The sequence below is a fragment of the Mycobacterium sp. Dal123C01 genome, from assembly GCF_052566995.1.
Genome location: NZ_CP199580.1, coordinates 220,248 through 232,065, shown reverse-complemented (window position 1 = coordinate 232,065; position 11,818 = coordinate 220,248). Strand labels below are relative to the sequence as shown.

The 11,818-nt window shown below is 66.3% G+C and carries 8 protein-coding genes; 3 read left to right on the top strand and 5 right to left on the bottom strand.

Features of this window, described 5'->3' with window-relative positions; all coding sequences use genetic code 11:
• Positions 1 to 46: 46 nt before the first annotated feature.
• The 3 genes from ACTXG5_RS01045 to ACTXG5_RS01035 all read right to left on the bottom strand — a co-directional run bounded on the left by ACTXG5_RS01045 (position 47) and on the right by ACTXG5_RS01035 (position 2,410).
• A complete protein-coding gene (locus ACTXG5_RS01045) occupies positions 47 to 736 on the bottom strand; it encodes a cutinase family protein (protein WP_445161938.1) in 690 nt (229 codons plus the stop codon).
• Between the two features lie 84 nt (positions 737 to 820).
• Positions 821 to 1,405: a cutinase family protein gene (locus tag ACTXG5_RS01040; RefSeq protein WP_445164221.1), complete on the bottom strand. Its 585-nt coding sequence runs from the start codon at positions 1,403 to 1,405 to the stop codon at positions 821 to 823.
• A 105-nt stretch (positions 1,406 to 1,510) separates the two neighbouring features.
• Complete coding sequence (locus ACTXG5_RS01035) at positions 1,511 to 2,410, bottom strand: cutinase family protein (RefSeq protein ID WP_445164220.1); 900 nt, start codon at positions 2,408 to 2,410, stop codon at positions 1,511 to 1,513.
• A gap of 154 nt (positions 2,411 to 2,564) precedes the next feature.
• Here ACTXG5_RS01035 and eccB point away from each other — a divergent pair, with 154 nt between their 5' ends.
• Entirely contained in the window at positions 2,565 to 3,959 is a 1,395-nt protein-coding gene (eccB, locus tag ACTXG5_RS01030) for a type VII secretion protein EccB (protein WP_445161937.1), read from the top strand.
• Here the strand turns inward: eccB and mycP are convergent.
• Both mycP and eccD read right to left on the bottom strand, forming a co-directional pair.
• Positions 3,924 to 5,234, bottom strand: a complete 1,311-nt coding sequence (mycP, locus tag ACTXG5_RS01025; RefSeq protein WP_445161936.1) for a type VII secretion-associated serine protease mycosin — start codon at positions 5,232 to 5,234, stop codon at positions 3,924 to 3,926. The genes eccB and mycP overlap by 36 nt on opposite strands.
• A complete protein-coding gene (gene eccD, locus ACTXG5_RS01020; protein WP_445161935.1) occupies positions 5,231 to 6,619 on the bottom strand; it encodes a type VII secretion integral membrane protein EccD in 1,389 nt (462 codons plus the stop codon). The genes mycP and eccD overlap by 4 nt, the downstream gene beginning before the upstream one ends.
• A 128-nt stretch (positions 6,620 to 6,747) precedes the next feature.
• On the opposite strand from eccD, the gene eccCa reads away from it, so the two are divergent.
• Entirely contained in the window at positions 6,748 to 10,503 is a 3,756-nt protein-coding gene (gene eccCa / locus ACTXG5_RS01015; RefSeq protein ID WP_445161934.1) for a type VII secretion protein EccCa, read from the top strand.
• Positions 10,500 to 11,744 carry a type VII secretion-associated protein gene (locus tag ACTXG5_RS01010; RefSeq protein ID WP_445161933.1) on the top strand — a complete coding sequence of 415 codons (1,245 nt, stop codon included), beginning with the start codon at positions 10,500 to 10,502 and terminating at the stop codon, positions 11,742 to 11,744. The genes eccCa and ACTXG5_RS01010 overlap by 4 nt, the downstream gene beginning before the upstream one ends.
• The last annotated feature ends 74 nt before the right edge of the window (positions 11,745 to 11,818 follow it).

Below are 11,818 nucleotides of genomic sequence, written 5' to 3'. Positions count from 1 at the left end.
CCTGTGGCGCCTGGCAATTGCCTGTGCGCCTAGGGATTCCGACGACTCAGAGCTTGCCGGCGGCGAAGGTCGCGGCCTGATCCACCAGCCCGGAGTCGATGTAGGAGGGCTGCAGATGCGATGCCCACACCGCTTTGCCGGTGCCCGAACAAATCGGGTCGCCGGGGGCGCACTGCTCGATCGTCTTACCGGCGAAAGCCGGGCTGAAGCTGGGAACCGGGCCGAGCACGCGCTGGGTGCCGTTGCCGAACAGCGCGACAGCCGCGATGTGTTGATCCATGCCCGGCGGCAGCGGGTTCTTGAACCCGAACGAGGGCTGGGTCACCGCGACCACCAGGTCGGCCGACACCGCTCCGAGCGAATAGCCGCCGAGCACCTCGCGGGTGTTCGGGCAGTGTTTGGCCATCCACTGGACATGGGTGCTCATGTCGTTGGAGCCCTTGGCCGGATCGACGTCGGCGGGGTAGTTGACCCCGTACTCGCCGACCGGCATCGGCGTCTTGGCGCGCAACGAGTTGACGAACGCATCGCCGACCAGGCCGACGCCCGGTGGTTCCTCGCGGCCGCGGGCGAACACCACTTCGGCACCCGGGCACGGCGGCGCCGCCGATGCGACCGGAATCGACACCACGCCGGGACCGATGATCATCCACGTTGCCCCGAGAACCGCGGCGCCCGCGATGCCTGCCGAGCGCTTCACTAGATCTGATTTTTTCAACAACGGACTAACCCCCATGAGCCGATGGTACGCAGTATCGCGGGGCATTAGTGAACGGCTGTGACCACTCCGCGACCGCAGCGTGACCGGATCTTTGTGCGGCTACACCTTGGCGGCAACAAAATGTGCGGCCTGATTGGTCAATCCGGGCACGTAGCTGAGGTGAGCCGGCCACGAGTTGCCGGGGGAGCAGATGGGGTCACCCCGGTTGCACAAGTCGACGATCTTGCCGTCGAAACCTGGGCTCAGGGCGGTCATCAGATTACCGGCGCGGCCCGACGGGTTCCCGAACAGGGCGACCGCGGCGACGTGATCGGCGGCGCGGGCCGGCAGCGGCTTCTGAAAGCCGAGGGCGGGCAAGGGTGCGGCGGTGACGATGTCGACCACGGCGGCGCCCTGGGAGTAGCCACCGAGCACGATCTTGGTGTTGGGGCAGGTGGCGGCCATGTGCTGGATATGGGCGCTGGCGTCGTTGGCGCCTTGGGTGGCGGCGAGGAAGTCGTCGTTGGCGGGGTAGTTGACGGCGTACGCCCCGACATCGACGCGGGTTTTCTTGCGCAGGGAATCGATGAAGGCGCCACCCACCTTCCCGACACCGGGGGGCTCGTTGGTTCCCCGGGCGAACACCACCTCGACGTCCGGGCACGCGGCGGAGGCGCGGGGAATCAGCGGGGCGCCCAATAGCATCACGGCCGCTACCAGGAACGCGGCGACCGCCAAGCTTGAATGTTTATGCGCCCGTGATCTTTTCGCAAGGCTCATGCCGCGATCGTACGGGTTGTTTACAACGAATTAGTGAACGGCAGCTACCACGTCGGTCTGCGGAGCGGGCGGTCCGGGCACCGAAGAGGTGGGTGTCTGTGGGGCGTAGCTGGGTGTCAACGGCCCGGGCGCCTGCGGGCTCAGCGGGCCGGGGCCGGGCGCTTGCCCGGGAGTCTGCGGGCCGTAGCCGGGCGTTTGCGGGCCGTAGGGGGATTGCGGGCCAGCGCCCGGGACCGACGGCCCGTATCCGGGCACCGACTGGCCGGTGCCGACCAGCTTGGACGCCACGAACGCCGCTGCCTGGGTGGTGTAGACGGGGACGTAACCCTCGGTGTGACCACTCCACTCGTTGCCGGGGCCGGCGTGGCAGATCGGGTCATTCGGGTTGCACAAGTCGATCGCCTTGGAGCCCAGCAGCGTGCTCTGGCTCGGCAGGGTTCCTCCGGAGCGGTCGGCCACGTCGCCGAAGGTGGCCACGGCCACGATGTTGTTCGCGTACTGCGGCGGCAGCGAACTACCCCAGCTGATGCCGCCGATCGGGACACCGGCCACGATGTCCATTACCGAGGCGCCCTGCGAGTAGCCGCCGAGCACGATCTTGGTGTTCGGGCACGTTTCCACGCTCTTCTTGACGCGGTCAATCGTGTCGTTGGCGCCGTCGCCGCCATGCAGCTGCAGCTTGCTGGCGGCGTAGTTGACCCCGTAGGGCAGGATGTTGAGCCCGCCGGTCTGCTGGCGCAGTGAGTCGACGAAGGCGTCGCCGACCTTGCCCAGGCCGGGCGGCTCGTTGGTGCCCCGGGCAAAGATGACCTCGACGTCAGGGCAGTCGAAGGCGTGCGCGACGGGGGCACTCGGCGTGGCGAGCAGGCCCGAGGCCGTGACCAGGGCGGCAACGCCCAGGCCGAGCCAGCGACCGGCTGACCGCACGATGCCCACCCGAGGGCTACGTATGCGGTGTGAAATCACCGGGCAATTTTACCCAATTTGGGACCTGGCGAAACTTCTGCAGCTGTGGATACCTGATGGCAGGACCGTCGGCTCAGCACCTAACGTGACGAGCGAATTTGCGGATCTTGGGAGGTCAGTGCCCCGCCAACCGACGACTTGGGCCCACGTCAGCGGCTACCGATTCCTGCTGCGTCGCATCGAGCGGGCGTTGCTGAGCGGGGATAGCTCCGCGCCCAGCGAACCCCTCCGAGCGCGGAAGGGACCCCTGACGGTCGGCTGCGTACTGGCGGCCGTCGCGATGGTGGGATGCGCGTTTGTTGGGGTACTGCGGCCCCAGCCACGGCTCGATCACGCCCAGATAGTGATGGGCAAGGAGACCGGAGCGCTGTATGTGCGAGTCGGCGATATCTGGCACCCGGTGCTGAACCTGGCCTCGGCGCGGTTGATCGCGGCGGCCGATGCCAATCCGCAACCGGTGCGCGAGTCCGATTTGAGCGGCACCAAACGCGGTCCGCTGCTGGGTATTCCGGGTGCGCCACAGTTTCTCGGGCCGCCCCTGTCCGGCGACGACGCGATCTGGGCAATCTGCGATACGGACGGCGGTGCGGCCACGACGGTCGTCGTCGGACCGGCCGAGGGATCGTCGGTCCATCGCCTGGCCCGCGATCAGGCCCTCCTGGTCACATCGGGTTCGGGTCCGCCGGCTTACCTGCTTTATAACGGGCAGCGGGCCGTGGTGGATCTTGCGGATACCGCGGTGGTGCGTGCGTTACGACTGGAGGGTCACACGCCGCTCGTTGTCTCGCAGTCATTGCTGAACGCGGTCCCGGAGGCGCCGCCGATCACGGCGCCACGGATTCGTGGCGCGGGCGGCAAAGCGGCTGGACTCCCGGGTTTTCCGGTCGGCAGCCTGCTGCGCATCACCCGCGGCGATGGTGACGAGTATTACGCCGTCCTGAGCACGGGAGTACAACGTGTCGGTCAGGTAGCCGCCGATCTGCTGCGTTTCACCGACTCGCGGGGCACCGACGACGCCATCAGCGTGGCGCCTGACGTGATCCGGGGCGCGCAGATCGTGAACATGCTGCCCGTGGGGACGTTCCCCGAACGGGCACCCGCACCCGGGGAGGGCAGCCTGAGCAGCGCCGCCACCACCGTGTGTGTGAGTTCAGGGAGGTCCGGCCGATCCGGGGCGGCGTTCCTCACCGGGAGCGGCCTGCCGCTGCCCGTTGGTCGGGCTCCGGTGGTCTTGTCACAAGCCGACGGTCGTGGTCCCGCGCTCGATGGCGTCTATTTGCCGCCAGGCCGGAGCGCCTACGTGAGGGGAAGTGGGGGGGCCGGCGCACGCTACTTCGTCACCGACACCGGGGTGCGATTCGCGATTCACGACAACGACGCGGCACACGATCTCGGTCTGCAGACGGAAGCGGTGCAGGTGCCGTGGCCGATGCTCGCGGTGTTGCCGTCCGGGCCGGAACTGAGCAGGGCGAACGCGTCAGTCGCCCGCGACGTCGTCGCGGGACCCCCGTAGCCGCCGCCTGGCCGCACCGATGATCAGCGCGCACATCAGCGCGATCAGGCACATGGTTGCGCCGCGCAACGCGGTCGCCCGCGCATCAGAATTCGTTGGTCTGGGTGACGGCGGCGTTGCGATCGGCGCGCGCGCCGGCGGTGGTTTGGCGACGTTTCCCGGAGAACTCGCATCGGTGCTCACCGCGGCAAGGGCATCGACTGTGCCGTTGCCGACCACCGGATTCCATCCGGCCGGCGGGTGATGCGCTGTCGCCTCGATACGCTGCGTCACCTGCCGTGCCGTCAACGCCGGGAATCGGGCACGCACCAATGCGGCGAGTCCGCTGACAACCGGTGCGGCGTAACTGGTGCCGGACAGTGGCGCAGAACTCAACGACGTCACCGCCTCGCCGATCGCGGCGACGTCGACCCAGGGTCCGGCAAGAGTGAAGGCCGACGGCGTTCCGTCAGCATTCACCGAACCGACTGTCAGCACGTAGTCGTCGTACCAGGCCGGACTGACCGCGACCGAGACGGTCTGCCAGGTCGCATCGGGGCGCTGCGGCGGGCATTGTCCGGCGCCACCGGTGTTTCCGGCCGCGGCCACGACCACGGCATTCTTGACGTCGACCGCGTAGGCGAGCGCGGCGCCCAGCGCCCGGTCGTCGAGCTCCGACGTGACCGGAACGCATGCCACCGCCGAAATGTTGATGACCGAGGCGCCAAGGTCCGCGGCGGTCCGAACCGCTTTCGCCATGGTGTCCACATCTCCGATCCCGGAGCTCGACCGGTCGCTCGCGGATGCGAATTTCGCGCTGGACTGACGGATGCTGATCAAAGTGACATCGGGCGCCAGACCATTGAAGTTGTCGGTTTTGGAATCGGCTGCGGCAGCGATGATTCCAGCGACTAAGGTCCCGTGTGCGTCGCAATCCTGGGTGCCGTCACCGGTGAACACATAGTCGCCGCCGGCCACCACATCGGGCAGTCGGCGGTGTCGCGAAACGCCGGTGTCGATGACTGCGACCCGTTGGCCCGCACCGCGGGTGAGCTGCCAGACACGCGGGAGATCGAGATCTGCGAGTTGATTCCGGCCTGGTCCCGGGTCCCCGGTCACCATCGTGCAAACCTCGCGCTGCACGGTCGGCTTGGGCGGCGCCGGCAACGCTGGTTTGGGCAGCAACCTGTCGTCGATTTGCGGCGGCGAAACCGCTTGTGCCGAAGGCGTTCCAAAGTATGCCAGCAGCACCGATACCGTCGCCACGCGCACGATGCGCGAGGTGCTTAGCTTCATGTCGTATGCAGGCCGCGGGCGGCGCCGTAGAGGCCGCATATCCAACAGGTCAGGGGAACCATCGCGATGAGGACCAAACACTCGAACAGCTCGACACCTTTGCGCGCGATGGGTGAGAGCGATATCGCAGGAGCGACGAACCCCAGGTAGACCGCTGCACCGACCAGCAACGCCGTCGCTGCAGCAATCCAGGGGCCGTGCTCCGGGGTACTGATCGCGGCACACCCGAACGTTGCCCCGATAGTGACCACTCCGCTGATGACACACGGCAATGTGCGTTTGCTATCGCCCGAATTGGCATGCAGCAGCAGTAGCGCGCTGGTAGCAGCGCCATAGGCAATGCAGCCGAGCCGCGGTGTGCCCGCCAGGACGGTGATGATCGCGCCGACGGCCGCCGCGGACGAGAATGCAGCGAGCAGACTGGCCAACCACTCATCAGCACGGATGGCCTTGGCGCCCAAGCCGTCCGCAGGTGACTCGACGGTATCTGGGTCTGCTGGCTTCGGTGACAATCCGGCCAGGGCAATAGCAACGCGTGCCGCTACCCCAAGCAGACCAAGTGATACCAGCGCAGCGACCGCACCGATCACGTACAACGGCACCCCGGTGACCATACCCCCGAACGCCGCGACCGCGACGACCGTCGCGAAGCACGACGCTGCGGTCAATGTGACGGCCCCACAGTCGGATACCCGCTTCGCCAGCACCGCTGTGACGGCTCCCGCCGTGGCGGCCAGAAGCACGCCGGGGACACCGGGGGAGCCAGGCACCACCAGAAAGCCCGCAATCGCGGCGAACGTCGTAGCGATCAGGCTCAGCGTGAGCCCAGCCATCGAGTCGCGGTATGCCCGGTGCGCGAGTGCCGCCATCATCACGGCGATGAACGCGACAAGTGCCGCGATTGCCGCAGTGGCGCCAACAGAGCGGCCGGCGCTCGCGCTAAACGTATTTCGAACGAGTGCCAGGCCCCCGGCGCCGGTTAGCCAGCCCGCTGCCAGCGCGGCGGAAAGCCGCGCCGCCCGGTGATTCTGGGACTGACTCCAACTCCGGCCGTTCAGCGTCTCCGACACAGCCTCCGCCACATCGTCGTAACGGAAGACGGGTAATGGTGTTGCGGACTGGCTTAAAACCAGGACATCACCGTCTCGGATACCGCTCTGCGCCAGCGTCATTGACGAATGCAACGTGGCCGCGCCGGGGCCCGACAGCTGATACCGCGTCGCCGTGCGACCGGCGGAACTGTCCGCGCTGTGGCGTTTGAAGGTGTCGACGATCGGCGGGATCAGGGCGGCAACAGGCATCCCGGAAGGCAGAGCCAAGTCGACGACGGCATCGCCGGCATGCACGGACACGCGGCGCAGCCCGGGATCGGATACAGACAACATCAACCTCATCGGCTTCGGATGATCAGGAGGCTAACGCGATTTCGATCCACTGGTATCCGGTTGTCCACAGGTGAGTTGCGGCCAATTCAGTGGCTGCTTACCGTCGTCGCACGCTGGGAGGGGCCGGGATGACTGAGGGGTTTGTGCCTGTTGTGCGCCAGTTGCCGACGGCGGTCGCGACTGCAGACATCGTCGTTGTCGCGCCGCCCGAGCTGCCGCGTTCCACATCGCCAAGCCTGCTGATGCGCCTGCTGCCGGCGGGCATGTCGCTGGCGGCTCTGGGCGTCATGGCCGCGTCCTTCTTCGCCGGCTCCATCGTCACCCGCAATCCCGCGTTTCTGGCCTTCCCGATGATGATGCTCGTTTCGATGGTGTTGACCGCGGTCACCCAACGTGGCCGTCGGCAGGGCGGCGAGATCGATGTGGACCGCACCGATTACCTGGGATACCTAGGTCGTCTACGCGCGGCGGTCACCGAAATCGCTGCGGCACAGCGTGCATCACTTGACTGGAGCCATCCCGACCCCGATACGCTGTGGACATTGATCGGCGGCCCACGAATGTGGGAACGGCGATTGACCGACTCCGACTTCTGTCGGGTTCGTATCGGCATGGGTACTCACCCACTGTCGACCCGGTTGGTAGCCCCCGAGATCCAGTCCGCGGAACGGTCGGATCCGGTGACCGTCGCCGCCGCGCATCGCTTTATCCATACGCACGCGACCATCGCGGACGTGCCAATCACGGTTGATTTGACAGCAACCGCGTGGGTGACGGTCGACGGCGATTCGACCGAGGTACGCGGACTGCTGCGTGCGATGATCTGCCAACTGGCTGTGCTGCACCCGCCGGATCAGTTGCTGATCGTCGGTGTGATTGACGAACGATATCGGGCCCACTGGGATTGGTTGAAGTGGCTGCCGCACAATCAACATCCCGCCGCCACTGATTCGGTGGGGTCTGCCCGCATGGTGTATCAGAGCCCGGCCGAGGCGCATCGCGCGTTATCCGGTTCCGAACTGCCGCCGCGCGTGGTGATGATAGGCGACTTAGAGGGGCGTCGCGATTTTGATAGCGCCGACGCGATCGCGGGTGTGACCATCCTCGAGGCCTGCCCCGGCCGCGCCGGCTCGCCGTTGACGATCGGGCATGCCGGCGCGGCCGAAGCGCTGAGGTACCCCGACCAAATGGATCGGTTAGACGCGGTGATATGTGCGCGCCGGCTTGCCGCATACCGGGTCGGCGCGGCGTACTACCGGGACGGCAGCCCAGGATGGGCGGGCCTGGTCGGGCTTGAGGACGTCGCACATTTTGACCCGATCACCATGTGGCGCAGCCAAAGCCGCCATGCACGACTTTGCACCCCCATCGGAACGAAGCTCGATGGAGTGTCACTCGAGCTGGATATCAAGGAACCTGCTGAAAACGGCATCGGGCCCCATGGGCTGTGCGTGGGTGCGACGGGGTCGGGCAAGTCGGAGCTGCTCCGCACCGTCGCTCTCGGCATGATGGCGCGCAATTCCCCGGAGCTGCTCAACATCCTCCTCATCGACTTCAAAGGCGGAGCAACATTTCTCGACTTGGCACATGCTCCGCATGTCGCCGCGGTCATCACCAACCTCGCGGAGGAAGCGCCGCTGGTCGCCCGGATGCGTGACGCATTGGCCGGTGAGATGAACCGTCGGCAACAGCTGCTGCGAACGGCGGGCTGCGCCAGCTTGGCGGCATACCAGCAGGCTCGCCGGACCGGTGCGGAATTGATCGCTCTGCCCGCGTTGTTCATTGTCGTCGACGAGTTCTCCGAACTGTTGAGCCAGCACCCGGATTTTGCCGACATGTTTGTCGCGATCGGTCGACTCGGCCGGTCGTTGGGTATGCACCTATTGCTCGCCAGCCAGCGACTCGACGAGGGCCGGCTGCGGGGGCTGGAAGCCCACCTGTCCTATCGGGTGTGCTTGAAGACGTTGTCCCCAAGCGAATCACGAATCGTATTGGGAACGCCCGACGCCTACCAACTACCGAACACGCCGGGAGCAGGCCTTCTGCGTTCCGGTAGCGGCGAGCTGGTGCGCTTCCAAACCGCATTCGTGTCAGGACCGCGACAGGCAGACCGGCCGGCTCGAGGCATCGCACCGATACACCAAGAGACACCGACATCGGTGCGGATGTTCACCACAGAAGCCGTCGGGCCGATCGCGCACGTCGTCAAGGCAGATGCGTCGCCCGCACCCACCGTGCTGCGGACCGTACTGGACCGCCTGTCGGGACATGGGCCGCCCGCACACCGGGTCTGGCTACCGCCGTTGGGTGTGGCGCCCCCGCTGGCGAGCCTGCTGCACGACGTTCGAGTGGGCAGTCTGACCGTACCCATCGGCATCATCGACCGCCCTTTCGAGCAGTGTCGGACACCGTTAGTGGTCGACTTATCCCGGGCTGCAGGCAATGTCGCCATTGTGGGGGCACCTCAATCGGGCAAGTCGACAGCACTGCGGACACTGATCACCGCGTTGGCGGCCGCTCACGATCCGGGTCAAGTCCAGTTCTACTGTCTGGACTTCGGTGGCGGAACACTGGCGTCGCTAAGTGCATTGCCACATGTGGGCGCGGTCGCCAGCAGGGCCCAGCCGCAGCTCGTCGGGCGCATGATCGCCGAACTCGAGTCCATCAGGTGCTCCCGAGAGGCCAGCTATTGCGAGCGGGGCATCGACTCGATCGCACAATATCGTCAGCTGCGATCCGAGCGGCGCCCGGATTCCGGCCACGACCCGTTCGGCGACGTCTTTCTCGTAGTCGACGGCTGGGCAAGCTTGCGCCATGAGTTTCAGTCAGTTGAGGAATCGATCACTTCTATTGCCGTCCAAGGGCTGTCGTTCGGAGTGCACGTCGTGCTCTCGGCTTCACGTTGGGCAGAGATCAGACCGTCGCTGAGGGATCAGATCGGCACTCGCATCGAATTGCGGCTGGGCGATCCCGCGGATTCCGAGCTTGACCGAAAACGAGCGCACGACGTGCCTCGTGATCGACCGGGCCGCGGCCTGTCCCACGACGGACTGCACATGGCCATTTCATCGCCGATTGACGTAGGAGAACTGCGGGGCCGGCACGGTGAGTTAGCCGCCCCGCCCATACCGCAGCTGCCCAGCCACGTCGACCACAATGTCGTCGTCCAGCAGGCGGGCGACGAACTCAATGCACAACTACTCCTTGGTCTCGAGGAGCGTCGACTGCGGCCGGTCGCAATCGACTTCGAGCGGGATTCGCATCTGTTGATCCTCGGCGACAACGAATGCGGAAAGACCACCACGTTGCGAACCTTGTGCCGCGACATTGTCCGGACGAAGACGGCCGCGGAGGCGCAACTACTGATCGTCGACTTTCGGCGCACCCTGCTGGGTGTCGTGGAGTCCCAACATCTCGGCGGCTATGCGATGTCGCCGACTGCGCTCAGGGCGCTGATGCCGGGCTTGCTCGACGTACTGCGGCGACGGATGCCTCCTGCAGACGTGAGTCAGGCCCAGCTGAGGGCCCGGTCCTGGTGGTCCGGCCCGGAAATCTACCTCGTGGTCGACGACTACGACCTGGTCGCTACTCCGGCGGGAAACCCGCTGCTGGCCATGCTTGAATACTTGCCGCACGCAAGAGATTTAGGACTACACGTGGTCGTGGCACGGCGCAGCGGCGGCGCAGCGCGTGCCCTGTTCGAGCCATTATTGGCGGCCATGCGTGAGATCGGCTGCCTGGGGCTGATGATGAGTGCGCGTCCTGATGAGGGCACTCTGTTGGGTTCGGGTCGCCCGGCGCGGTTGCCCGCGGGGCGTGGCGTTTTGGTCACTCACGCCGGTGCCGGGCAGGTAATACAGGTCGGCTGGAGTCCGGAGCCGTGAACGGGCATCGCACGATTATCGTGACGGGTCCGGGTGCGATTCGCCGGTTGTGTTGTGGCACAGGAGTGGTCGCCGACGACCACACGTCCGAGATTCTCCAGGCGGCTCTCGACGCGATTGACGATCAAGTGGCATTGGTGGATGGGCGGCCGGTGGCAGTCGATTCGCTGTGGCGCACCGCTCTGCGCTCACTGAAATGCGGAAACCCGGACGCGCAGAGAATAATTCAGGTGTTTCATCCGTCGTGGTGGCCGTCGTCGCGGGTCGATGTAGTTGCCGCGGCCGCAGCGACCTTGGCCGACGACGTGCAGGTGCAGCCGCGGTCGTGGTTGGTCAGGCAGGCATCGAATGCGGAGCCGGCAGCGATGGTGGTGGAGATTGCCGAGCGGCTGGTGGCGATCGCGGGTGAAGATGTCGTTGCTGTGCCGCGAGGGGCAGAGCCGCAACCTGTTGCCGAGGCGATTGTGCGTTTGGTCGGCGAAATGGCCGGCGGTACAACGACCGCCGTGCTGATCGACGTGCCCGGCGCAGTTGCCGGAGCGCAAGCGCTTGCGACGTTGATCGCCGGCCGACTGCGCCGAAGTGGTCGGCCAGTAGTGGAGATCGGTGATGCTCGGTTGGTACGGCTGACCGTGTCGGCGGCCGTCAAGGCGCTGGACCAGCTGTCACGGCCGCACCCCGTCGATGCCGGTCACGGGCGATCGCGCGTTCGGATGCTGGGTGGGCTGGCGGCCGCCGCCACCGTGCTGGCCGCGGCGGTGCCGGCGATGGCCGCTGTCGGCCATCGGGCAGTCCCGCCCGTGAATACTCCGCCGACGACATTTCTGGTGGAAGGCCGGGTCGCACTGACGGTGCCGGCGGATTGGCCGACCCAGCGCGTGGTCACCGGGCCGGGTTCGGCACGAGTACAGGTCAATTCGCCGTCGGATCCCGAAGTCGCGCTACACATCACACAGTCGCCGATTCGCGATGAGACGCTCAGTGCCACCGCTGACCAGTTGAGACGTGCGATCGACACCGAGCCTGCGGGTGTGTTTGTCGATTTCAACCCATCCGGAGTCACGGCCGGCCGGCCGGCGGTGACTTATCGCGAACTACGCGCCAGCCATCACGTGCGATGGACGGTGTTGGTAGATGGGTCGGTTCGGATCAGCGTCGGATGCCAGAGCCGGCCTGGCGGCGAGGATGCCGTTCGCGACGTGTGTGAGCAGGCGGTGCGGTCCGCTCGAGCGATCGGATGAGCAATGGCGACGGGTCGAGGAAATCGGATGGAACCGAATGGTGGCGGGCGCGGTCGTACTTGGTATCGGAACGG